The sequence below is a fragment of the Variovorax sp. Root434 genome, from assembly GCF_001426595.1.
GTDB lineage: Bacteria > Pseudomonadota > Gammaproteobacteria > Burkholderiales > Burkholderiaceae_C > Variovorax.
In genome coordinates this window covers 211,470-235,242 of sequence record NZ_LMEK01000027.1, presented here as the reverse complement: position 1 = coordinate 235,242, position 23,773 = coordinate 211,470, and the positions used below count along the sequence as shown (strand labels likewise).

Sequence of the window (23,773 nt, the reverse complement as noted above, 5' to 3'; positions counted from 1 at the left end):
GGCCGGGGGATCACCGCTGCGGTTCGGAGGCCGGCGACCCGGAGGGCGATGACGGGCCGGGGATGGCGGGTGACGGCGATGGCGATGGCGACGGGGCGGGCACAGGCGCCGCGAGAACGCGCGCCGCGTTCAGCGAGAAGCTGATGCGCGATCTCACCGCGCATCGCACTGCCGCGCTGCAGGCCGCGCTGATGCAGGACCCGCATGTGGCGCTGGCGACGCTGGTCCACCGGATGGCGGAGACGGTGTTCGGCCAGTACGGCCGTGGCAACGATGTGGTGAAGGTCCATGTGCATGTGACCAGCGACTACCACCACGCGCAGTCGGCCACCGGTTACGAGGCATCCCCGGCCGGTGCGCTGCTCGTGCGGGCCGCGGACCGAATGGGGAGACCGCCTGCCCGGCGATCCGCATGCGCTGTTCGGCTGGCTGCTCGCGCAGCTGCGCGACGCGCTGCTCGACCTGCTGGCGTGCTGCACCGCGCGCAGCATCGATGCGGTCGTTGCGCGCGAACGCATGGCCGACCAGAGCGACGCCATCGCTGAGGCGCTGGACCTAGACGACGGACTGGTGGGCGCCGACCGCCCCGAACTACTTCGGACATGTCGGCAAGGCGGAGGCGCTCGAAGCCGTGCAGGAGCTGACCGGCGAGCAGGGCACGTCGCTTGTGGCGGCGATGAAGAAGGCCGAGGTCGCGGCGCATTGCGCCCGCCGGCTGGAGGGCACGCGCTGGCTTCCGTCCCCGCTGCGCCCGCTCGCGGCGAAGCCGCGCGCCGGTGAGACGGAAGCGTAGCCGTCGGTCCCTGCCTTCCCGGTGTTCGGCACGCCGAACATCGGGGCGCGTCTCGCGTCTCGCGTCGCCGGCGACGCGAGATCTCCGTTTCCTCTGTGCTCCTTTTTTTTCGGGGCCGATGGCCTGGCGCATCGGAGCCGCTTCACCACATCACCTGATGTCATGCCATGTGTTGGCTGGCCTGTGTCTGCCGATCTGTCGAGTTTGCTTGGATAGCGGCGGCACGCGGTTCCTGCGGGCATGGCCAGTTTGACGCACCTCGGCGACGCGCCAACCGCGCCGCTGAGGGTGCAGGCCGCCGTCTTCGTCCGAGATACCCGTCGAAGTCACCTGCGACGGATCGCTTCGCGCTTCTGGCCGACGGCGTGCGCACCGAGCACACCCTTGCCCTTTCGCGCCGGAGCCTTGGCCAGATCGCGGGCGAGAGCGACGGCTTCTTCTCGCGTGTCCGAGATGAACACGGACCTGATCACGTCGTTCACTCTGGTCTGCCAGCCGCGACCGCCAGACTTCAGCGCCTCCAGGACGTCGGCATCAAACCGGATCGTGGTCGATACCTTCGGTGTCTCCTTGACAGTGCCCATCGGCCGACCGCGCTTTCGTGCCACGATCTCCTCGGCGGTGTGCACGGCGGCATGTTCGCCGCGCTTCATCTCTCCGATGGACTGGAGCAGATCCTTCTCGAATTGCACCATTTCCTTGTCAATCTTTGGCATCAAGAGCCTCCTTCAGTTTCAACAGAGTGGCAGCGGGGATGTTGTCGAACTTGGCCTTCACGTAGACCAGCAGTAGCACCAGATCACCCTGTTCATTGCGGTTGAAATAGATCTCGCGAGCGCCGCCCTGCTTGCCCATACCGGCACGAGCCCAACGAACCTTGCGCAGCCCGCCGGTACCCTTGATCACATTGCCGGCTTCAGTGTTCGCAGCGATCCACGAGACGAATTCCAAGCGCTCCTCTTCGGACCAGATTTCGGTCGCGAGACGCTGGAAAGTTGGCGTTTCGATCACATTGGTTGTAGTAACAATAAATATGCGATGCAAGATTTATTTGCATCCACAAAAAATGATCAATGCCTTCTCGAGCACCGAGATGGCGCCCAGCCACGCAGCAGAGCCGCCAGTGCCTTGACCGATTTGCTGTCTGCGCCACTGGCGCCAAGCAGGCGAGAACGGTTCGGCGGCAGCTCGTCGAGGTCTTCGAGCGCGGCGGCGTCGGCAGTCCCTGGCTCGCCGCGCGTGCGGCACCCTTGTCGCTCGATTTCAGTCGCTGACGGGCGGGACGCCCTGGGTCACCAGGGTATTGCCGCTTCCCGAGTTTGCGATCCCCGCGCCCGTAAGTCGTACGACGCCTGCGGTTCGCTGCCGCGGTTTGCAGAGCGACATGTCAGGGCATTTGGGCGCCGGAGCGCGAGCGGGCGTGCACGGCGCCGAACTGCCTTGACTTCGATTCGGCCAGCGACTCACGCGGGCCGGCAACCGTCCCCCCCACCAGGAGCTTGCTGCTTTCTGGAGGACCGAAAGAGGAGCCCGCCAGCACGGGCCAAGGCGGGAGGGTGCTCACTGTCTTCGCCCCGGCACCAGTGCTGGAAACCTGTGGGCCATCCTATGCGCTCGCGCGGCGTGGTCACTCGATCCCGAAGGTTCGGCATGCCGAACAATGGGGAGATGCGTGGGCGTGCGCGCTGCGCGGCGTCGAGCACGAGGGAGGGGGGAAAGCGATGTATGGAGTCAGAGAGCAAAGTCCTTGTGCGGCTATGAGGGCAGGATAGACTGCCGTCAGACATTGTTTACTGCAACGGCGTTGCAATGACCAAGACCTTTGCATCAAGCTGCGTGATAGCCACCCGGGTGCCGCCCGAAACGAGGGCACGCTTCGCCGCGCTGGCGCTGCGGCATCGTCTCAGTGCGTCGACTCTGCTTGCCAAGATGGTCGACGAGGTACTCAAGACCAACGGCGAAATCTCGCTGGGCTCGGGCGTCCAACACTTCCTAGGCGAAGCCGAAAGCGGCATTGGCAAGCCCGATCGCATCACGCTGCGGCTTCGCCAAGGCGATCGCGCGCTGGCGGCAGAGCGAGCCTGTGCCCGTGGGATGAAGACAGCCAGCTACCTCGCCCTGCTGATCCACAACCATGTGCGTGACGCGGCCGTGCTGCCGCCGAACGAACTGGATCAGCTCAAAGTGACCGTCGCCCGACTGGCCGCGTTGGGACGGCAGCTTCGAATGTTCGGCATGCCGAACACGCTGCCGGAGCCGGTGGCACCGGACCTCGGCGAAGCGATCGCGCGGGTCCGGCGGGAAGTCGAGGCGGCACGCGAAGCCACGGCAGCCATCGTGCGCCGCAACCTCATCAGCTGGGAGACCGGCGAAGGGAGTGCCCGTGCCTGAACAGACGGCGCGCATCGGCCGCGCCGCGGTCGCTTCGGCCGATGCGCCGCGCGACATGACCCTGGACATCGTGAGCTACGGCCGGCGAGGACCGGGCGGCACGCTGCGCTTCGGCGCCGACCAGATCGCGCAGATCCAGCGGACGGTGGGTCGCACGCCCGAGGTGATGGTGAAGGTCTCCGGCGGCGGACGGGACGTTGGCGGCGTCGAGGCCCATCTGCGCTACATCGGCCGGCACGGCAAGCTGGAATTGGAAACCGACGAGGGGCTGACGCCGCAGGGCCGGGGTGCCGCCAAGGAGATCACGGCCGACTGGCAGCTGGCGCTTTGCAGAAGCCAGTACAAGCCGAGACCCGCTCCGGGGCAAAAAGACACGCGTGCGAAGCTGGTGCACAACATCGTCTTGTCCATGCCCGCCGGCACGCCACCGGACAAGGTACTGGCTGCCGCCCGCGTCTTTGCGCGCGAGAACTTCGCGCTGCAGTATCGCTATGCCATGGTGCTGCACACGGATCAGCCGCACCCACATGTGCATCTGGTGGTCAAGTGCGAGCACGAGTTCGAGCCCGACAAGCGCCTCTACATCCGAAAGGACACGCTGCGCCAGTGGCGTGAGCAGTTCGCCGCGCTGATGCGGGAGCAGGGCATGGCGGCGAATGCCACACCGCGCCAGGTGCGAGGCCAGACCCGCAAGCCCTACAGGGATGCGATCCATCATCGGCTCTGCGCGCTTCGGGCGTTCGGGCAACTGCCGCCCAGCGACCGGGCCAAGCATCGGCCGCCGAAGACCTCAATCTTCATGCGCGCCAAGCTGGAGAGCGTGCTCCAGGCCTTACAGACAAAGCGAGGCCACCTGGATGTCGGCAAAGAGACCATGCAGCGCACGCGGCAGGGGTTGGTGGCGGGTTGGCACGCAATTGCGGATGCGCTTCGAAGTCAGGGCCAGGCCGAATTGGCCGACCGGGTGGAGCGCTTCGTCGCGCGCATGCCTGCTGTGCAGACTGATGCGCAGCGATTGGCAGATCGATGGAGGGAGACAGAGAGAAGTCGAGCGCCGGAGCGCGCGGGTGCCAACCTATCTGGGCCACGTGTCCGATGATGGTTGAGTCGTAGAGCCATAGCGGATGGCAACTCAATGATGTGCGTGCCGTCGCACGGGGCGGTCAACTTCACTGCCTGTCGAACGGGCGTCATGTGAAACGCGTGCGCACGATGCGTTGCCCGAGTTCGTTGAGCACCTCCTGAGTCAAGACGCCTTGTCATCGAGCGACGCTGGACGTTCTCAAAGCATTTGTGCGCGCGGAATGGTGAGCTCGGGAACCAGCTTCTCGTCTACGTGGTCCGTCCCGAACAATCCACAACCCGTTGATGTTGTTCGAGATTTCAAGGTTTCCTTGGCGCATGTCCCCGCGGAATCCTGCGCGCACAGCGCCACGAGGCGACGTCGATCACGACACTGCGCCATCGACTGAGCTACCAACTGATCGCTCGTCTCGGGCAGTGTCCCCGCTGCGGAAGGGCAAGCGCACAGCTACTCTCGGGACACCATAAGACTAGTCACCAAACCAAAAAATCACCCAGAGGCCGACGGAGCCATATGCGAAAAGCATGGTCAGTGTTTCGCTTTGAAGAGCAAGGCGCGCGCTGTAAAAAATGCGAATCATCATTTCGACTCTCTGTCTCCACGGACGCTCCCCTCGGCTGAGACTGCGCGAGGCCCGTCCATTCGTCAAGCCGAAGTTAGTTCACATCAGGTACGGTGCGTCGCGTGCTGCAGGTAGATGCGGTCGACCGGCAGGTCTACTGGTGCGACGTGTCGAACGAAGACCCGTCGACTGGTGGGCGGGTCGCTCTGCATGAATATTCGGCGATGGCATGGCCGGTCGTCTCAGGCAGGGGCAACACATCTGCACGGCGCGACTTACCATGGACGATGCACAGCGTGCCGACGGCCCAGTCGATGTGCTCCAAGTTGAGGATGATGACCTCGCTGCTGGGAAGTCCCAGGTCGACGAGACAGCTGACAACTGCGATGCCGCGCAGGCGTGACGACAAGTCAGACGGGAACGCGCCAAGCAGTCGATCAAAGTTCAGACACCGACGGCGTCTGCGCCAACGGTGCCAGCCGCCAATGAGCTGGCGATGCGATCACTGGAAGCAGTTGGTCAACCGAGTCACCCTCGATGTTTGTTCCGGTATGTCGGAACAAGCGCTTTTATTGAGGCGATTGTAGAATTGTTCCGTCATTACGAAATTAATGGTGAATTTTCAGCTTTTGGCTTATAGTTCTGGAAATACGGAACAATATGGCCCGCACACTTCCTGAATTCCAGCAGAACCTAAGTCCAGCCGTGGCATCCCTCGAGCAACTCGGCAAGCTCGTGCGAAATCGACGCGCCCAGTCGCGCATGCGCATCGACGACGCTGCGTCCCTCAGCGGAGTCTCCAGCGACTTGCTTTCGCGTTTGGAGAACGGCAAGCCCGTGACCTCGGACAAGCTCATGCTGGTACTCGAGAGCCTGGGCCTTCGCATGCTCGTCGTGCCCAAGAGCGCCATTCCTGCCGTCGAAGCAGCGCTTGACCCGTCTGCGGGCGAGGGACGGTGATGGACGGGTATATCCTGGACGTCTACGCGGGAGCCGTGCGCGTCGGCACGCTGGGCTACGACCAGGCTCAGGATGCCTTCCACTTCGACTATGACGTTGCCTGGCGAGCGTTGCCAAGCCGGTACCCGCTCTCGCCCCATTTGCCCCTAGAGGGGAGCGCGGCGCCACAGGTCATCCGCCGTTTCCTGGAGAATTTGCTCCCTGAAGGCGAGGCACTGGTTGTGGCGGCCAACGATGCGCGCGTGGCGCGCAACAACGTCTTCGGCCTTCTTCGCCACCTCGGACATGAGACTGCTGGCGCGCTGAGCTTTATCGCTGCCGGCCAAGTGCCGGCCGAGCAGGCGCCACTGCGCCGGTACCTGCCGTTCGAAGAGCTGCAGGCACGGATCGACAACCGCGCGAACGAACCCTTCAACCGGTGGGACGGCAAAGTGCGCATGTCCATCGCGGGGCACCAGGACAAGCTTCTGGTGGCCATCGAAGAAGACCAACTGTTCCTGGTTGACGGGGTGCTGTCATCTACGCACATCCTCAAGCCCGAGCCTGCGCGCGAGAAAACGAGGTTCATGGTGGCCAACGAGCATTTCTGCATGCAACTGGCCAATCGCATCAGCATGCGACGCTGGAAGGCGCCCAGTGCCGCGCATGTGAGCATCCTGCGGGTACCGTCGCCGGTCTTGAGCATCGAGCGGTTCGACCGCCGCAGGACGCCGGACGGTGTCGAGCGGTTGCACATCATTGATGGGTGCCAGGCGCTGGATCTGTCGGTGAGTGCAAAGTACGAGCGCAACGTGGGGGATCAACCGGAGGTGCGGCACATTCGCGATGGCGCCAGTTTCGAAAAGCTCGGCGCACTCAGGCCCGGGTTCGTCGAACCGGCGCTGGGGATGCAGCGCCTGGTCCTTTGGGCGGTCGCGACCCTGCTCTTCGGCAACAGCGATTCGCACGGCAAGAACATCTCGTTCTTCGTCGACCGCACCGGGCTCACGCCGACGCCGCTGTATGACCTGGTGAGTGTCGTGCAGTACGCGGGGTTCCATCACGACTTGGCGATGGCATTCGGCGATGAGTTCGAGCTGGACGCAGTGCGCTCGTTCGCGCTTGCAGACTTCTGCATGCGCTTAGGCATCGACCGCAGGTACTTCGCACGCGAGTTGACGCGACTCTGTGAATTCGCACTTCAAGAGGCGCCCGCGCAGGCGGCGGACACTGCGTACACGGGAGAGGAAGTCCCCTTCGTGCAAGGCCTCGCTCAGTTCGTGATCCGCCGGGCGCAGGCCTTGTTGGCCATGTCGCGCGATATCCCGAAGTTCACTGCGGACCACTTCTAGTCGTCGGCGTCGCAAGACCAGAGCCGGCAGCCGCTCTTGCAGCACTGCCATGGAGCAGCGGCACAGCCCCCGGAGCGAGGATGAACTGCAAGAACGACAGACGACAGACCGCCGGCTTCGGATCAGAATGACCGCTGATTTCATCAGCGCACGATTTCAATGAACGACGATCTAGAAGCACGAATTCGCTCCGGCCAGGCATTGTCCGAATCGATGGGCAACTTCCACGTGACCGGGTGGTCGCCAGAGCGCAAGACGCTCCAGGCCGCCTTCACGGTAAGACGCGAGTATTGCCATACGAACGGCACCATCGCCCAGGGCGGATTCATCACCGCCTGGCTCGATGCCGCCATGGCCCACGCCGTGATGCACGACTCAGAGCACCTGCAGACTGTCTTCAGCCTCGAAATCAAGGTGAGCTTCTATGAAAAGGTCGGCCCGGGTGAGGGGCGGGTCGAAGGGCGGGTGATCAAGCGCGGCAAGCGCATTGCGTTTCTCGAAGCTGCGCTCTACAACCCGGAGGGCAAGTTGGCAGCCGAAGCATCCTCAACCGGAATACTGGCAAGCCTCTAGTGCGTTGACGCAGACAGCGAGTTGCGTGGACGGATCGGGCCTGCATGGGCGTCACTCCCTCAGGTTGCCCAGTTCGATCATGGCGGCGCAAGCGCGCTTGACTTGCCGCGCTGACACGCAATGTCGCTCGAAAGCTCGGCAGTCGCATGCGAAGGCTTGCCACTGGTTCTTTCCAGTCATGCGGGCCTCAGCACCATAGCAATCAGTGATAGATGCGCAGGGTAGTAGGCGTAGAAGACCCAACGACAGCGGCGCAACGGAATGTCGACATGCCGGGCGGCCAAGATCAAAGGCAGGGCGGCCAGCGCGGAAAAGTTGCCGTTGACGATTGCGAGGGAGGCTGCCGCCAGGGCCCACAGGAGCATCCTGATCCCATCGGGACGGCGCGCGAATCCCCAGGCGCCGAGGCAGCAGAGCAGTGCGGGCCACCAGAACTCCACCAGCGCACCTCCTATGAGGAAGGCGATCAATGCCGCGACGCGCGCCACCGCGCCGCCGCGTTCGAGGAGCCACACGATCAAGGTCGCCAACCCAAGGGTCCCGAGTATGTTCAACGGCCACCAGCCGACAAGGCGAACGAAAGCGGGTGTCGCCAGCAGCGCGAAGACTGCCAGCCGCCTCATGACGCGCAAATGCATACCGGCTCGAAATGCGCCGGGCCGCGCCAGGTTGGCCATGAGGACGAAGCCAAAAAGCGGCATCACCATGCGCCCCAGTGCGTAGAGCGTGGGGCTCGCGTCCTGCAGCAGGTAGGTGTTGACGTGATCTCCTGTCATGAGCACCAGGCCTACCCATTTGAGCGCCTCCAGGGAGCCGCCCGAGATCGAACAGGCCGTCGCGGCCGCTGCGGGCTTCGCCAGGGAGGGCATCGACACACCCTCGCACACGTGGGTGGTTTTGTCGGAGCTTCTTCGTGCCTTCACTTGTCGTCGTTCGATGGTGTGGTCCCGCGCCGCCTAGGCGCGCTCATGGCTGGGCGCTCGTCGGTCTCTGGCCGTGCGCTGGCGCACATGCACGGGTGCGGGATGCGGGCGGCGATCCGGGAGATGGATCGAATGGCCTTGCGCCAGCGCGTCGGCGATGCGTTCGCGGATCAGTTGCACCAGGCGCTGCTGGGAGTCCCGATCGCCGGTCACGCGCGTCGCGTACTGCTCGGCCAACGCCAGGCCGGCAGCCGCGGCGGCCAGTTGTGGATGCTGACGACGGATCTCGGGGGACACCGTTTCGCCGCTTCGTATGCGCATCGCGCGCTCCTTCATGGCGCGAAGGTAGTCCAGTGTCTCGATACTCCATACGGCACGCTGCGTGACGATTCTTTTGTCTCCAGTTGGCTTGCCCTGCGCATTGCGCTGCGCCACCAGGACTTTCACCGGACGCGCGCCGTGCCTTGTGAGGACCGCCTGGTCGCCGATGCGCGGTCGCGACGCAGATTCCGCGAGTGCGCGTTCGAGGTCCGAACCCCAAACCGTGCGATCGCCAGTCTCGGTGCGGACCCTCACATAGAAGGACATGTGCTGCGCCGGATCGAATTGGTAGGGTGCGGCGGCCGCTGCAACCAGCAGCCCTTGAACGGTCGATCCAGGGGCCGTGCGCGGCGATCGATGGTCTTGCGGCAGTTCTGCCGGATCTGGCGCGGCATCGCGAGCCGCGCCAGGACCGCGTGAACGATCGCGCGCCATCGCTGCCCCGCGTTTCTCCGGTGCAGTCCGGGGTGCCGACGCCGAAGCGGCGCCCTTTTCATGGGATGGCTGAGATGGCTTCGAGACACGCTGCATCTGGAGGATTTCGACTTCCGTCGGTTCGTAGCCTCGGACCTCGATGCCGCGCATCGCGGCTTCGCGCCACATGCCCTGCCGGAAGCTCTCGGTGCCCTTGACGGTGAGGGCGCGCCAGCCCCGCGCCTCGGCGATCGCCACCACGCCGTGCAGCACCTCTCGGTTCTCAGACCGCACGCGGATGCGGGCGCCGTCGTCGATGAAGGCGAGGGTGCGGTCCGGAAAGAAGTACCGGTTGTCCACGCGCAGGTAATGGCGTTCGATGGCGTCGGGCACGCGGGGACGGCCGCGTCCCGCCTGAGTCGCTTCGCCCAGGACGAGGCCGGCCTCGTCCTGCGAGGCAGCGCTCGCGCTGCCAGACGGCGGCGGGCTTCCGGAAGGTTGGTCTGTGGACATCGCGGCTCCTTTCCCATGCGTGCTGTTCGGTGCGCCCTGATTTCGGACCTGAGCAGAGGGGCGTCAGTCCAGGATGTGCGCCATGAACTCGTCGGCATGACGCTTCAGGTCCTCTTTGCTGAGCTTCTCTGTGGGAATCTCCACGTCGTCGAAGTCGAACGAGAAATCGTCCAGCTGCAGGTCGTCTGCGACCGCGTCGCCGCCCGCGGTCGCGACCGTTGGGTTCGCTGGTGCTGGCCCACCGCCTTTGGGCGTGGCGCCAGTGAATTCGGAACTCATACCGGCGGTGTCTTGCTCATCGTTGGTCACGGCCGGCCGAACTGGCGCGAGGATGTCACCGCGCCTGGACACGTCGAGCTTGGGCACCGGCGGCGGCGGCCGTTCGCGCGGGGCGAAGAACCGGTCGCGAAAGTAAAGGACCCGATGCGCCAGCACGGGCCGCAGGCCTTCGTAGAACAGTAGCATCCGGTCCTTCCCGAGTTCCTTGACCTCCTGGGGCAACAGCAGGCGGCGCGGTTGCTCGCTGATGCTCACCGTCGCCCCTTTGGCGGCATCGCCCCACATCGGGCGGCTCATGTTCTTCTGCCGGACCGTGTAGGTCCCCAGCTCGCGGGAGATGGCCTCGGCGTCTTCGTACTCCTTGGGCGGGAACACGATGCGTGCGGCCAGCATCTTGCGGATCGACTTGGCGCCCTCGATGCCGTACTTCTCGATCAGCTGCGAGTGGGATTGCACGATGACAACGGTGCGCACGTTGTAGCCGGGCAGGAAGGCCGTCGAATCCGCGATGACGGGGATACGCCCAAGCGCCGGGAACTCGTCGAGCATCAACAGCAATTGGTGGCGAAGCTGTGGGTTGCTTTCGGGAAGCTCGCGCGTCTGAAGCCCGATCGCCTGCTGGAAGAACAGGTTCAGCAGGGGCTGCAGCCGGGCTATGTTGTCGGGATTGATTTGCACATAGATCGAGATCGGGCGCTTGCGCAGGTCCCGCAGGTCGAAGTCGTTGGCCGAGGTGGCCGCATCGATCATCGGGTTGAGCCATAGATCCAGGCGGCTGGTGAAGGTCTTGCGGATGCTCGAGGCCGTGGTGGGCGCCAGGTCGATCACGTCGTAGAGGCTCTGCACCGCTTCCTGCGATAGCGGATAGCCCGCACGCTCGCAGGCATCGATCACGCGCTTCCAGTGCTTCTGGAAGCCTTCTGCGTCGCTGGCCATGCCCTGGCGCAGGACCTCGCCGAGGGTGCGCGTGGCGCCGTCTGTCTCGAACAGGTAGAGGGCGATGCCCAGGAACAGCGACCGGGCTGACGAACTCCAGAACGGGTCCCCGGCCTGCGGATCGGGAAAGAGCATCGTGCCGATGCGCTGCAGGTCGTCGATGCAGCGGTAGGGCTGCTCGGACACGTAACCCAGCGGATTCCAGCGTGCCGAGCACTCGCGCTCGGACAGCGGATCGAACAGGTGCACCTCCTGCCCATGGGCCGCCCGAAAGCCCGCCGTGCGCGTGAAGTTCTCGCCTTTGATGTCGCTGACGATGGCCGAGCCCGGCCAGTTCAGCAGATTGGGAATGACCACGCCAACGCCTTTGCCGCTGCGCGGTGGTGCTTCGAGCTCGACACCTTGCTGGCCGGGCAGCACCAGGTAGCGTTTGCCCAGGCGCCCGAGGATGATGCCGTGCTCCTGCAGCAGCCCGGCCCGTTCGATCTCGCCGCGGCTCGCGAACCGGGCCTCGCCGTGCAGCGGCCGGCGACGCGGCAGCATGGCGACGCCGACCAGGCCAAGCGCCAAACCCTGGGAGCCCGCCAGCGATGCTACGAGAACGCGGCGCACGTCCGGCCGATCGCCGTAGGCCTGCCAGTAGGCGTGGAGCGTGAGCAGCGTGACTTGCTGCGGCGGCAGTTTCATCGCCATCAGGAACGCATGGCCCGCGACGTAGACGCCGACGATCGCGGCCACGAGCAATGCGACCGCAATCCTGAACGGGCTAGGCAAGCCTTCGGTTCTTGGTGCCAGGGTCATACCAGATCTCCCGCACGATGCGCCGCGGCCGGCCGTCTCGGCGTTCGCGCGCGCATTGCACGACGATGTCCACGCTCATCTGCGCCAATTCCACGCCGTCGCGCGTGCTCATGCCCTGGCCCGCCTGGCTGCGCTTCATCAACTGCGCCAGTGCCACGAAGGCCATCGCCGCGCTGTCCGCATGCACGCTGGTGATCGAGCCGGGGTGGCCGGTGTTCACGGACACCAAATAGTCGTAGACCTCTTCGCCAGTCCGCAACTCGGACACGAACACGCGGTCGGGGCGCTGCCGCTTGGCACCGGCGAGCAGCTGGCCGGGCGTGACCTCGGCTTGCCCCTGGGCGCCTTGCGAGTAGAAAAGCCTCACATGGTTGGGCTGGTTGCGCAGCGACAGTTCCTTCACGTCCTCGATCGTGATCAGACGGTCCTCGGGCGGCACCTCGAGGATCAGCGCCTTGCCAACCGTGGTCTTGCCGGAGCCGGTGGCACCGGACAACAGGATGTTCTTGCGCCACTGCACCGCACGGCGCAGGAACGGCACGAACTCACGGCGTGCGAGAAGCCCCGCCAGTTCCCGGTCCTCCGCCGCCAGGTTATCCGGATCGGATGGCCGCACCGGGCAGGCGGGAGCGCTGCGCGTCGGCTCGAAGACGCGCAGACCCGCCAGCTCTTCGAGGCTCCAGAGCGTGTGGGACGGACGCCGGATCGTGATCGAGACGGTCCGCTCTAGCGTCGCGGGCGGCAGCACGATCTGGATTCGTTCGCCGCCCGGGAGAGTGGCGGACAGAAGCGGCTCGTTGGCCGAGATCCGCTGATGCGTGAAGTTGGCCACGAGCTTGGCGATGGCCATGCACCAGTCGAAGCTCGCGAACGGTAACTCCTCGCACAGCCAGCCCGACTGCCGCTCCACGAAAGCCACGCCGGGCTCGTTGATGCAGATCTCGGTGACTTCGGGATCGTCCAGCAGACGACCGAGCGGGCCGAGGAAGAGGACAAGCGAAGAGGGCGGTTCTGCGGCCGCCGCGGCAGGCACAAGGCCGGTCGCACATTGCAGGTCGCCGCTGGCGGCGCAGGGCGCGCGTTCAGGGAGTGGCTGTGTCGCTTCGAAGCGCATAGACGCTCCTGAAATTCACATCGCGAGCGACCAGGATCTGGATTCGCTCGCCCTGGTTCTTGATGACTGTCGGCGGAATCGACACCGTGCTGCGCAGCACCTCCGTCATCACGTCGCGGCTGCCCTGCGGACCAAGCACCAGGCCGCCGCCGCTGCCGACCCGGGTGCCGCTTTGCTGCTTGGCGGCGATCGCCTGCATCGTGCCGTCGATCACCGAGATCAGGACCGCGGCACCGAAGCGATCCCAGAAGTGGGTGTCGACGAAACCGGGCAGGCCGTTGCGTCCCAGTTCGTCGGTTCCGGGGGAGGCAAGCTGGACCACGACGCCGGCCGGGGTGCGCGCTTCGTTCCACACGATGAAGACCCGGCCCTGTCCCTGCCGCGGCGTTCCGCGCTGCTCGCCCACGTACTTGGTGCCGCGCTCCAGCAGCACGACCTTGCCATCCGCCCCGTAGATGTCGCTGGCGCCGATGCAGGTGGTCATGCCCTCGTAGGTGGAGTCGACGGCGGTCTCCAGCGTGCAGTCAATGAATGCGCCCTTGGGCAGAAGCATGCGCTGTGTGGGCAGGGTCTGGGCGAAGACCGCCGGGGTCGGCGTCGGCCGGAGGCTGGCGGCAAGTTGACCGCCGCCGGATGTGGCCGAACCGGCACCGGGCGGCTGCAGCGCGCCGAACAGCTGGGACATGCCTGGTACGCCGCCGGCGGGCAGCACCGCCGGATCTGCGAATGCGTGCGGTGTCGAGTTGCCCGAGGGCTGGGCGGACTGCGCGCGCCGAAGCACCGGGGTGCCCAACTGCCGTTCCAGCGCGGTCTGTTCGGGCGTCTTTTGCGGCGTGCCCGCGTTGACGGCCGCGGCCGACGGGGCAGGGGGCGTGCCGGCGATCGGCGGCGATTCCGGCGGCGTTTTCGGCGGATCGATGCGGCCGAGCGGTGGCACCTTCATCTCGCCGCCGGCGCGCGCCGAGGCCGCCTTTCTCGCGGCCTCTTCGGCCTCGCGGGTCTTGGCGTACTGCGTGTTGTAGTACCAGAACAGGAAGCCGCCGCCGAGGAGAACGATCACAGCCAGCGCCAGGAGCCCGCTGATGCGCGACTGGACAGAGCGCTCGCGATTGACCGATGGAATGGCGCGTTCACCTCTCACTGTGGTGCGCTCGTCGGCGACTCGGGATGCGGCGCTTTCGGTGGCCGCCGCTGGTTGCCCAGAGAGGATCTCCCCGGTGCCGGGGTCGATCTCGGACGCATCGGAATGCGTCGGCGGATCCATTCGGGCGCCGCGGCGAGGCTGGTCGATCCAGGTCACGGCCGTTCTCCCGTCGTGGTGCGCCGAACATCTTCTGCGCTCGTGTGGGTCGGGGTGCGCACGCCGCCGCCGACGAACGACCGGTTGATCACGCAGCCGACCAGGCCACCACGCCGCAGCACGAAGCGACGCGCCACCCGGTGGATCACCACCTCGTCCGCTTCGATGCTGAAGTTCAGCAGCGACTCGGATCCATCGTCGTTGCGCACGAACATGGCGGGAAAGTCGGATTGCGCCTGGAAGCGCAGTCGCGTTTGCACGCCGTCGTCGTGGGCACTCTCGGGCCTGAGCGATTCGCTGCCGCAGAACCAGTAGTCGGCATTGCGCGGGCGCTTAGAGGCCCCCTCGCTCATGCGCGCCTCGGTCCGGCGTCGCTCCTGATCCGCCGCCGCGGCGCGGGCCGCGTCCTCCGGGTAGGTGAAACGAATCGAATACACCATGCGCTTGGTCGCAGCGCCCGCGGGCGCGACGGAAGACACGATGAAGTCGAAGTGGTAGACCCTCCGGTTCGTGAGGAGGGTGAAGTTGGTCGAAGCGCGCGCTTCCTTGGGCTTGATGAAGAAGTGGTTGCGCTCGGCGCCGACATCGAAGGCACCGTTGTCGCCAGCGCCGAGGTTCACGAACTCCTCGCCCTCGGCAAACTGCAGATGGGTCTGGTAGCCAACGTAGCCCTGCAAAGTCACGACATCCTCGGGGTTGTAGGCGACCGCCCGCACCCGGGCATCGACTTTGCCGGTGGGCGGCACGGTCGCAGTTCGGCCGTGCGGCGCGGCAAACGCAAGACTTGCCGCCAATCCGATCGCGAAGGCAAACCTGCGGTGCATGCGCCGGGGCGTCATCGCGCCTCCCGCCTGCTCAGTGCAGCGCTGGCCGGGGCGACCTCGGGCTCGCGGCGATATTCGACGACGCGAAAGCCCAGCGGGTTGAGCGAACGCATCTTGTTGTCCGTCGATGGCGGGACATAGGCGAACTCGATCGTGGCGACCCAGTGGCTGGTCTGCTCTTCACCGGTGCCGCCTGTGCGCGTCGAGCGGGTGAAGCGGACCTGTGCCAGCTTGTCCTTTCCGCTGTCCAGCTTGAGAAAGGTGACCGATCGCACCTGCGCGCGGATGGAGGTGCCGTCCTTGTAAATGTTAAGAGGCGATGCGGGATTCTCTACGGCCCACAGCGCGGTCCACTCCTGGTTCAACAGAGGCGAGTTCTGCGCGGCGACCAGTTCGTAGTCCGCCTCCGCGGTGCCGTAGAAGTAGCGCTCGCGCGCGATCACGTAGTTCTGCAGCAGGTTGCGGGTCACCAACTGCTCGATGTCGGTCGTGCCCTCGTAGGTGGGAACGACGTCGACGATCCCGCTGCTGCTGTCGACGCGGATGAGAACGGGAACGGGCTGCTTCAGCGGCGTGAGTCCGCTGACGGCCGCGACCGAGAGCACCGCGACCAGTGTCGCCGCTGCGGCCACGGTCCAGGCGATCTTGTTTGATCGCTCCGCGCGTCGCGCCCGGTCGAGTTCCCAGCTCTGGGCCTCGCTCAGGTAGTTTTCAAGGGCGGCGGTCCGGCGCATGGATCGCTCCTGATTCGGAAACACTATTCGGGATGTTGATCGGTGTGAGCGGACCTTCGCAGTCCGGCGGCGTCGGGGGGCGAGTGCCGCATGCAGCCAGCAGAAGAGAAAACAAAGAAAGGATCGTCGAAGGCTTCACCTGCACGTCCTCCGCTAGCGATTGCGCGACAGGCTCGGCATGACCTGCTCTCTTGGAAGCACGGTGCCGCCGCGACGCGCAGCGCCGAAACCTGCCATCGAAGCCACGCCGGTACCAAGGCGATTGCCTGCCAAGCGGCGGAACGAATCCCAGCGGCTTCGCGGTTCCCGCCGCAGGCCGTCCAGCACGCCGCGACCGAACTCGTAACTCGTGCGCTTGGCTCCGCCCATTGCCCACCGCGCCAATCCGCTGACGAGACCGAATGAACTGAGTGCGACGCCGCTTGCAAGCCCGGCCGCGATAGACATGATCTGGCGCATGACCAGCAGCACCAGAGAAGCACACAGAACCATGTTCAGTGCATCCACGGTTACGATGGCCGCGCCGCGTGCGGCCGTCTGTGCGGCGTAGGAAGAAACGATCTGAAGCATGAGGCTCGCCACCAGCGAGCTTAGGACGGCGACCAGTGCATAGTTGGCCAACTGGGCAATCCACGCCTCAAAGAATCGGCGTGTGGCCTCGAAGAAAAGTAGACAAATGAAAACGGGACCCAAGGCGAGGATCAATGCCAACGCGAGCCTGGACAAAACAAGCAGGAAGAGCGCGTAGACGGCCACGCCTCCTATGATGAAGTAGACGATGGCTCCAGCCAAATAGAAGCCAAAGTCGCCGTTCAATACACCGCCTTTGTTCCAAAGGTTTGAAGCAACGGTCCCGCCTTTGTCCCATATCGTGTCAATCACTGACACAGGGTTCGATGCACCTGTGATCTTGGCCGAAAGCTGGACTGGTGCGTTGAAGAAGGTGTCCACGATGACTCCGTTGTAAAGCCAAAGTCTCAGACCGACGCCCAGTACGATCGCGATGAAGAAGATGCGCTTGACCCCCTCCCATATCGGTTCTTGAATTCTTCCGGTCAGGCTGAGGAATCCCCAAATCATTACGTAGATCGTCGCGAGCGTTACCACTGCGGGCTCAATGGCACCGGCCACAGTCGCTGTTTTGGCTGCGAGGTATTCGGTCAATTGGTCGTTGAGCCACGCCCAGAATTGTTGAAAGAACATTGCTCGCCTCGTAACTTCATCTTCTGGAGCCGCTAGCAGGCTGCATCGTCGGCTGAAATCGATTCTGGAAGTCCCCGTGCTCGGCCCTTGATGCCGCCGGCTTGGCCGTTTCGGGGGGCACGCTTCCGGGAGTCGAGTCCTGTCTCAGGACGCCATAAACGCCTCCCATGGCAAGTACAACAATCACAAGGATGGCGGTCTTTGATTTGGACATGACGATTCACGGGTTGGGAACAAACCGTGCGTTGAATCCGCCATGGCCTGAGATGACTTGCTCCCGAGTGCGCTGCTGCTGGGTAGCTTCCTCGGCCCTTGCAATCTGATAGAGACTCTGCAGCTTTGTCTGCTCATTGGTGAGCATGTTCTGCTCGGCCTGGATTCTTGCCTGAAGGTCCTGGATCGCCTTGGGATCCTGTGCGGAAGCGATGCGACTGATGAGCAATTGCAGCGCCGAGAAACGCTGGCTGGTGTTCTGGTACGCGCCCTGGGTCATGCCGTTGAGCAGTGCTGCCGATTGCCGCCCTTGCTCGACGATCTGCCGCAACTCCGGACTGAGCGCCTCCATCTGCGTTCCTGAGAGGATGCTGTTGGCTTTCATGATCGACTGCACTTGGCTGGCCAGCCCCGCATAGCCGCCCGAACTGCCGTTGAGCGTGTTCATCAGCTCGCCATAGCTGGGCGGCAGGTAGTTGCGCGCGAGCTCCGGGGTGGGCAGCAACTGCTCCATGCCCCGGCTCCCAGTCATCGCGTTGTGGGTCTGGGTCAGCTGGTCCTTGGATTCCTTCAGCTGGTCGTATTGCTTTTGCATCCCGGAGATCTGCTGCTGCCAGTACATGACCTGCTGAATCAGGTTGGCGACGGCGGTGACGTCGATCACCGGGATACCGGCTTTCGCGTGCAGCGGTGCGAGCGAAGCCGCCGCGAGAAGGAATGAAACAAGGAATCTACGCATGGAAATTCTCCTGGTGTGAGAGCGAACGGGAAGGGCGTTCGGCCAGCGCCTTGCGGAAGGGCGGAAGCCATTGGCCGGGATCCGGTCCGAAGGTCGCGATGCATTCGCGCATGAGGCGGACGTTGCTGGTGCGCCCGGAAATGACGTGCAGGGCATCATCGAAGCCGTGGAGATCGAGCTGTGCGACCACGCTGACATGGTTCTGCTTGATGAGAAATTGCCGGGAGCCAGGCTCGAGGTCCTGCTTGATGAGCACGAACTCCCTGTCAGTCAGGTTGAAGCCCTGGGTGTACTCGTCGTAGTCCGCCTCCGGATTGGGGAACAGGATCTTCGTGGGCGTCTGCTCGACGATCGCACGCGCAATGCTGGAATCGAGCACATGGCTGGTGCTCTGGGTGAAGGTGGCAATGTTCGCGTTCTTCTTGCGCCAGGTCTCCAGCCCGTTCTTGGCAAACTTCGCGAAGGCCGGGTCGCTCAGGAGCTTGGCGAATTCGTCCATCCAGCACACCAGCGGGCGCCCATCCACCATCCGGTTGACCAGATGAAAGAGGTACATGGTCAGCGGCGCGCGCACGACTTCGTTGTCGAGGAAGTCGGTCACGTCGAACCCGACCAGGGCGTGCCGGCCCAGCAGCGGAGCCACGTCGTCGCGATCGTTGTCGAAGACCCAGGCATAGTCGCCGCGCTCCGAGGAACACCATCTGCGAAGGCGTGCGTGCATCCCTTCAGGATCCGTGATGTCGAGGAAGGCGGACAGGCGGGACAGGCGCCTGAAGGGTGGATCGAGCTTCAGGGTGCCATGCAGCGCCTGATCGAGGTCGTCTTCCTGACGGACGCTCAAGGTGTCGTTTGGCGCGCGCAAGACAAGGCGCCTGAGCCACTGCCGCATGAACTCGACGTTGTCGGCGACCGCATCGTCGAGCTGCAGCGGATTGCAGCCAGTCGGCACACCGTTCTTGAGCGAGAGGTACTGGCCGCCCAGTGCCCGCACCAGGATGTGCAGCCCTTCGTCTTTGTCGAAGATGACCTGCGTGGCGTCGAGGCGATTGCAGATCGCCACCATGCAGAAGCCCAGCAGCGTGGTCTTGCCGGTACCGACCGGCCCGACGCCGGTGATGTGCCCGACGTCCCGGCGGCTGCCGCCGTCCGGGCTGCGCGGGTCGCTTGCATGCAGCGAGAAGTAGTAGGGCGAGCCGGCACGCGTCACGAACATGGCCAGCGCGTCGCCCCAGTAGTTGCCCGTGGCGCGGCCGGTGGGGAAATTGTGGAAAGGCGACATCGCGGCGAAGTTGCGGCTGGTCACGGGCGCCTTGCGACTGCGGTAGCCGAAGTTTCCCGGCAGCTGCCCCCAGAACGCCGCCTCCAGCGCGAGGTCCTCGCGCGCCACGACCATTCCCGTGTCGCCCAGCAGGTAGCGGGCGCGGGCCACGTTGTCGTTGAGCTGCTTGAGGCGGGGCCGGCCTTCGGCCTCGCCGACGCCGTCGTAGGTGTCGGCCAGCACGTGCAGGCTGAAGTGGTGGTCGCCCATCACGAAGCGATTGCTCATCAGGTCGTCCAGCGCATCCTTGAGCTCCTCGGCCTGCGAGACCGCCAGGTCGCCGGCGGCCACCATCCGGTGATGCTGGCGGCTCATCACGTCGGTCGCCGTGCCCTTGGCCAGGAACGTGAAGCTTTGCGTGAGCACGAAGGGGAAGGGTGCGATCAGCAGCGCGCTGAACATGCCCGGTGCCGTGGGCGTGGGGTACTCCTTGATGCCGAGGAAGGCGCCCATCCGCGTCTGGGTGCCCGTGCGGTATTCCATGGCTTCGTTGCCGAAGAAGGGCCGGGTGGTGGCCAGAACCTCGTTGAGCGGTGAGCGCGGCAACGGCATGCGTTGCCATTCCCCGTTGACCAGCAGGCCGTGGAATTCCATCAGGGAGGAGAACAGCACATCCTCTTCGTGCAGCCGATAGATGCCCAATGTTTCGGGGTCGTAGCGCTCCAGAGCCGCGAGCAGCTCCTGGCGCAGCTTGCCGCAGGCATCGAGGGCATCGCACAGTTCCGCCTGCGCACCTTCGGGGTCCGCGCGCCTGAACAACCGCAGCGCGGCGTTGCCGATGCGGGTCGGCTGCGGTCGGTAGACGACCGACAGGTACAGCTCGTTGACCATCAGCCGCTCGCCAGCCATCTTGCGGCGGTAGCGCTGCTCGATCTCATCGGCGAACCCGGGAACCGTCCGCCCGGCCGGATAGCCTGTCTCGCGACGCCGGATCACATGGGTCCACAGGGCCAGGTTGGGCGAGGCGATGTTGCGCAGCAGGACATTGAGGCGCTCGTGCCAGCTGTTGATGTCATCGTCGTCCGCGCTTTCGAAGCTCGTGCCGGCCAGGCGCAGCGTCTGCACATAGTCGCCCGCGCGCGTCCGGGCCACATGCTCGTCCACATGCGACGACAGCGGGATCATGGTTGCCGCACCGGCCTCGCGGCGCAGCGTGTGCTCGGAGCGTGTCAGCAGCTTCATGGCGATCCCGTGTCAGACCACCGCAACGGACGGCGTCCGCATGCTGCGCCGTCCCCGCCAATCAGGCATGTCCAGCGCCAGAGGGCTGTAGGAGTTCGCACGCCAGAACCGCAGATTGCCGCCGAGCATGGCGGGCAGGCGCGTGCGGCCCCACAGCTGCAACAGGTCGAAGAAGCGCGGCTCGTACAGGCAGACCAGGTAGAGCACCCCGTGGATCGGCACGAAGGCCAGCAGCCACGCAAGGCTCTTGGTTACGACGAACGACTCGGTCGTGACGACGATGTTGAACATCATGGCCGAGTAGGTGACGCCCCAGACCATCGACGGCCGTGTCATGCCGACGAACAGGGGATCCGCGACGATGCCTTGGTTGCGACTCACGGTTCGCTCTCCCTTACACCCCGAACAGGCCCCGAATCCAGGAGACGATCTGTGGGCCACCGAAGACCAGCACGGTGCCGATCACGACGGCGACCATCCACCACCAGCTCAGGCGGCCGAACCAGGCCATGGCGCCGGAGACCATCACGGCGACCGCCGCCAGCGGCGTCAGGATGGCGACGAGTTGCTGCTGGGTCGCGTTGGCGCCGGTGGCAAACGGGCTGCCGGCCCAGGCGGCTCCCGCGGGGGCGACGGCGAGCAGGGCGATGAGCAGAGATCCGATCCATCGGGTTCGGACGCTGAGGCGCGCTGCGGGCCGGTTGTGGTGGATCGAGCATGCGGTCATGGCAAGACTCCAGTGGCCGAGGAAGATCCCGCGGGCACTTGCCCGGACGGGGGCGAGAGAGAGACTGATGCCGACGGGTCAACGCGCCGGCTGCCGCCGTAGACGTCCCACCATGGCGTCGGCGCCGCGCGCTTGCCGGCGGGGGCAGGGCCCTTGTTGGCCTGAGCGGCCATGGGTTTGACCGCCGCGGTCTGAGGGGAGGTGCGCGAGGTGGACGCGATCTCTCGCTGGATGGCCGCGATATCGCCCAGTGTGCGAACGCGCTGCGCCTCGGCCTCGGTTGCTGCCTGCATATCGGACGCGGCGAGCCGCTCGGCCTTGCGGCGCGCGAGATCCTCCAATTGTGCTTGTGACTTCCGGAGCTCTTCGCGAAGGATCGCGATGCGGTCGTGGTCGCGTGCCGCCTGCTGCTGGGGACCGACGGCCCGGGATATGCCGGGCTCGGCCTTCGCCCACAGGGCGCAGGTGTGCGTCATCAAGCCAGCGGCTACAAGCACGGGAAGCCAGGCCGCGTATCGGCCTTTGTCGATCGCCTGCCTGCGTTGAACATCGGGTGCTTGCATGGGGCGCAATGTCCGCCTCAGCCCATGCGTGTGTCGACTATTGTTTTTGACAGTGGCATCGCAAAGCGCGAGGCGGCGATATTCGCGAGCGACGCGGCATGGCGATCCATCGGATCAACGAGGCAGGGCCTCCCGTGCGCCGGGAGAGCCCGGTCGCATGTCTCAGCGGCGTCCGCACAGCGCGTCCTACGGGTGTAAAGGCCCGAGCAGCTCGCGTCGAGGCATGAGGAGCAAGTCATGGGCAACGTGGTCATCTTCGGCAATCAGAAAGGCGGCGTCGGCAAGTCGACCCTCGCGGTGCTGTACGCATGCTGGCTGGCCGAGATGCGACGCCAGTCGGTGTGTCTGATCGATCTCGACGCGCAGGCCAACAGCTCGAAATCGCTGCGCAGCTCCTCGGCGATCGCCGATGCGGTGGAACTTTTCGGAGGGGGCATCGGCGCGATCGTCCCGGCCCGCGCGCAGACCATTGCCCTGGTGCCGGGCAGCAAGAAGCTGGCCGATGTCGAACTCGCGAGGGCGGAAGTCGTGATTCCCACATTTCGCAGGAACGTGATTCGCCTGGCGCAAGAATTCGACGCGGTCGTGATCGACACGCCGCCAGCACTGGGCTTGCGCATGAGCGCGGCGCTGATCGCCGGCCATGCCGTGGCCTGCCCGATCGAGCTCGAGGAGTACAGCATCGATGGCGTCGCCGACATGCTCAGATCCATTTTTGGCGTCAGACAGCGCTACAACCCGCAACTGCGGCTGGCGGCCATCCTCTTGAACCGGTTCAATCCGCATTCGTTGCGGCAGAAGGCCGCGATGCAGGATCTGGCCTTGAACTTCCGGGAGTTCGTGATACCGGCACGGATCTCGACCCGATCAGCCATTCCTGAGGCTCTGGCCGCGGGCGTGCCGCTGTGGCGATTGCCCAAGAGCGCGGCCCGCGAGGCGAGCCTCGAGGTCATGCGGGCCTTCGAGTTGCTGCAGCAACGCATCGACGCCTCGAAGGCGCCCGTGCCCGTGGACGGGCAGCCATGAATGCGCCCGACGGGCTGGACCTGAGTGTGCTGTCGCAGTTCAGGGCGGCTGATCTGCTCACGGGCGAAGCGGCCTCTGCGGCCATGGGCACACCGATGCAGGTGGCGCTCGACCGCATCGACTTCGACCCTCGCCAGCCACGCCGTCGCATCCGGAGCGAACGCATCGAGGAACTTGCCGCATCGATCCGAGAGCATGGCGTGCTGGAGCCGGTATCGTTGCGATGCCATTCCGGACATGCGGACCGGTACATCGTCAATCGCGGCGAACGCAGGGTGCGCGCCGCGCGCCGGGCAGGGCTCGCCACCGTCCCGGCATTCGTGGACGAGCGGGTCGACCCGTTCGCCCAGGCCGCGGAGAACCTGCACCGCGAGGACATGTCGCCATTCGATTTGGCTTCCTTCATCGCCGACCGGGAAAAGGAAGGCCATTCGCGCGCCGAGATCGCGCGCCGCTTGGGCAAACCGCGTTCCTTCATCACCGAGGTCGCGCGGCTCAGCGACGCACCGCCGCAATTGCGGCAGGCGGTGGAGGACGGGCGGATCGGCGGGGACGTGCGATTGCTCTACGAGTTGGTGGCCATGGCCAGCGATCGCCCGCACGAACTTGAGGAATTGCTGGCGCGGGGCGAGCCGATCGGACGTGCGCAGGCAAGACATCGCCCGCCGCCGTCCCAGTCCCTCCGCGGCTCGATGCCAGCGGCGCCCGGGAGCGGGCTTGCCAAGGTCATCAGCGCCGGCCGCACGGTGCTTGTGGTGGAGCACGGCGGACGGCGCGGATCGCTGCGCATCAAGGCGAAGGACGGCGACGTCGGGGAGGTCCGCTTCGGCGACGGCACGCATGCCTTGCTGCCGCTGGCGGACTTGCGGCTGGTGTGCTGGGCCACAGAAGATTAGGGATGCGGCCGTCGGATGACGAGCCATTGGCGCCCGACGTGCGGGCGCGTCGC

The 23,773-nt window shown here is 65.2% G+C and carries 23 protein-coding genes and 1 pseudogene; 9 read left to right on the top strand and 15 right to left on the bottom strand.

The features are described from left to right. Together ASD05_RS30385 and ASD05_RS30325 are read left to right on the top strand one after the other, a co-directional pair. A pseudogene (locus ASD05_RS30385) lies at positions 1–545 on the top strand (hypothetical protein); the annotation flags it as partial. Positions 546–631: 86 nt separating this feature from the next. Beyond that, a complete protein-coding gene (locus tag ASD05_RS30325) occupies positions 632–793 on the top strand; it encodes a hypothetical protein (protein WP_157610309.1) in 162 nt (53 codons plus the stop codon). A 326-nt stretch (positions 794–1,119) separates the two neighbouring features. On the opposite strand, the gene ASD05_RS27525 is transcribed toward ASD05_RS30325, so the two are convergent. Further along, entirely contained in the window at positions 1,120–1,509 is a 390-nt protein-coding gene (locus ASD05_RS27525) for a BrnA antitoxin family protein (protein ID WP_082572439.1), read from the bottom strand. Then, positions 1,496–1,837, bottom strand: coding sequence for a transcriptional regulator (locus tag ASD05_RS27520; protein WP_235508123.1), 342 nt, complete (start codon positions 1,835–1,837; stop codon positions 1,496–1,498). Before ASD05_RS27520 ends, ASD05_RS27525 begins: the two co-directional genes overlap by 14 nt. A gap of 765 nt (positions 1,838–2,602) precedes the next feature. On the opposite strand from ASD05_RS27520, the gene ASD05_RS30875 reads away from it, so the two are divergent. The 5 genes from ASD05_RS30875 to ASD05_RS27495 all read left to right on the top strand — a co-directional run bounded on the left by ASD05_RS30875 (position 2,603) and on the right by ASD05_RS27495 (position 7,694). Then, positions 2,603–3,184 carry a hypothetical protein gene (locus ASD05_RS30875; RefSeq protein WP_235508122.1) on the top strand — a complete coding sequence of 194 codons (582 nt, stop codon included), beginning with the start codon at positions 2,603–2,605 and terminating at the stop codon, positions 3,182–3,184. Positions 3,185–3,239: 55 nt separating this feature from the next. Beyond that, entirely contained in the window at positions 3,240–4,283 is a 1,044-nt protein-coding gene (locus ASD05_RS27510) for a relaxase/mobilization nuclease domain-containing protein (RefSeq protein ID WP_056599417.1), read from the top strand. A gap of 1,207 nt (positions 4,284–5,490) precedes the next feature. Beyond that, positions 5,491–5,790, top strand: a complete 300-nt coding sequence (locus tag ASD05_RS27505; RefSeq protein WP_082572437.1) for a helix-turn-helix domain-containing protein — start codon at positions 5,491–5,493, stop codon at positions 5,788–5,790. After that, positions 5,790–7,121: a HipA domain-containing protein gene (locus ASD05_RS27500; protein WP_056599348.1), complete on the top strand. Its 1,332-nt coding sequence runs from the start codon at positions 5,790–5,792 to the stop codon at positions 7,119–7,121. Before ASD05_RS27505 ends, ASD05_RS27500 begins: the two co-directional genes overlap by 1 nt. Before the next feature lie 159 nt (positions 7,122–7,280). Next, on the top strand, positions 7,281–7,694 hold the full coding sequence (locus ASD05_RS27495; protein WP_082572435.1) for a PaaI family thioesterase: 414 nt from the start codon (positions 7,281–7,283) through the stop codon (positions 7,692–7,694). Positions 7,695–7,870: 176 nt separating this feature from the next. Here ASD05_RS27495 and ASD05_RS27490 read toward each other — a convergent pair whose 3' ends face one another. The 13 genes from ASD05_RS27490 to ASD05_RS27430 form a co-directional block, all read right to left on the bottom strand. Then, a complete protein-coding gene (locus tag ASD05_RS27490; protein WP_056599412.1) occupies positions 7,871–8,563 on the bottom strand; it encodes a TraX family protein in 693 nt (230 codons plus the stop codon). Between the two features lie 87 nt (positions 8,564–8,650). After that, positions 8,651–9,865 (bottom strand): LPD7 domain-containing protein, encoded by a 1,215-nt coding sequence (locus ASD05_RS27485; protein WP_056599342.1) that lies wholly within the window; start codon positions 9,863–9,865, stop codon positions 8,651–8,653. A 63-nt stretch (positions 9,866–9,928) separates the two neighbouring features. After that, positions 9,929–11,854: a type IV secretory system conjugative DNA transfer family protein gene (locus ASD05_RS27480; protein ID WP_235508121.1), complete on the bottom strand. Its 1,926-nt coding sequence runs from the start codon at positions 11,852–11,854 to the stop codon at positions 9,929–9,931. Then, complete coding sequence (gene virB11, locus ASD05_RS27475) at positions 11,847–12,995, bottom strand: P-type DNA transfer ATPase VirB11 (protein ID WP_082572414.1); 1,149 nt, start codon at positions 12,993–12,995, stop codon at positions 11,847–11,849. The genes ASD05_RS27480 and virB11 overlap by 8 nt, the downstream gene beginning before the upstream one ends. Then, positions 12,964–14,295 (bottom strand): type IV secretion system protein VirB10, encoded by a 1,332-nt coding sequence (virB10, locus tag ASD05_RS27470; RefSeq protein WP_056599336.1) that lies wholly within the window; start codon positions 14,293–14,295, stop codon positions 12,964–12,966. The genes virB11 and virB10 overlap by 32 nt, the downstream gene beginning before the upstream one ends. Further along, positions 14,292–15,134: a TrbG/VirB9 family P-type conjugative transfer protein gene (locus tag ASD05_RS27465; RefSeq protein WP_056599333.1), complete on the bottom strand. Its 843-nt coding sequence runs from the start codon at positions 15,132–15,134 to the stop codon at positions 14,292–14,294. The genes virB10 and ASD05_RS27465 overlap by 4 nt, the downstream gene beginning before the upstream one ends. Beyond that, positions 15,131–15,853, bottom strand: a complete 723-nt coding sequence (locus ASD05_RS27460; protein ID WP_056599330.1) for a virB8 family protein — start codon at positions 15,851–15,853, stop codon at positions 15,131–15,133. Before ASD05_RS27460 ends, ASD05_RS27465 begins: the two co-directional genes overlap by 4 nt. Positions 15,854–16,006: 153 nt before the next feature. Then, a complete protein-coding gene (locus tag ASD05_RS27455) occupies positions 16,007–17,056 on the bottom strand; it encodes a type IV secretion system protein (RefSeq protein WP_056599326.1) in 1,050 nt (349 codons plus the stop codon). A 220-nt stretch (positions 17,057–17,276) separates the two neighbouring features. Next, positions 17,277–18,008, bottom strand: a complete 732-nt coding sequence (gene virB5, locus ASD05_RS27450; protein WP_056599323.1) for a P-type DNA transfer protein VirB5 — start codon at positions 18,006–18,008, stop codon at positions 17,277–17,279. Continuing rightward, the gene (locus ASD05_RS27445) at positions 18,001–20,508 is read right to left on the bottom strand and encodes a VirB4 family type IV secretion/conjugal transfer ATPase (RefSeq protein ID WP_056599320.1); all 2,508 of its coding nucleotides are present in this window, start codon (positions 20,506–20,508) and stop codon (positions 18,001–18,003) included. Before ASD05_RS27445 ends, virB5 begins: the two co-directional genes overlap by 8 nt. 12 nt (positions 20,509–20,520) lie before the next feature. Beyond that, a complete protein-coding gene (locus ASD05_RS27440; protein ID WP_056599317.1) occupies positions 20,521–20,889 on the bottom strand; it encodes a type IV secretion system protein VirB3 in 369 nt (122 codons plus the stop codon). Positions 20,890–20,902: 13 nt separating this feature from the next. Then, the gene (locus tag ASD05_RS27435) at positions 20,903–21,235 is read right to left on the bottom strand and encodes a TrbC/VirB2 family protein (protein ID WP_056599314.1); all 333 of its coding nucleotides are present in this window, start codon (positions 21,233–21,235) and stop codon (positions 20,903–20,905) included. Beyond that, positions 21,232–21,798, bottom strand: a complete 567-nt coding sequence (locus ASD05_RS27430; RefSeq protein ID WP_235508120.1) for a hypothetical protein — start codon at positions 21,796–21,798, stop codon at positions 21,232–21,234. The genes ASD05_RS27435 and ASD05_RS27430 overlap by 4 nt, the downstream gene beginning before the upstream one ends. 237 nt (positions 21,799–22,035) lie before the next feature. Between ASD05_RS27430 and ASD05_RS27425 the strand changes: the two genes are divergently transcribed. Next, the gene (locus ASD05_RS27425) at positions 22,036–22,824 is read left to right on the top strand and encodes a ParA family protein (protein ID WP_056599311.1); all 789 of its coding nucleotides are present in this window, start codon (positions 22,036–22,038) and stop codon (positions 22,822–22,824) included. Continuing rightward, on the top strand, positions 22,821–23,720 hold the full coding sequence (locus tag ASD05_RS27420) for a ParB/RepB/Spo0J family partition protein (RefSeq protein WP_056599310.1): 900 nt from the start codon (positions 22,821–22,823) through the stop codon (positions 23,718–23,720). The genes ASD05_RS27425 and ASD05_RS27420 overlap by 4 nt, the downstream gene beginning before the upstream one ends. Positions 23,721–23,773 lie beyond the last annotated feature (53 nt).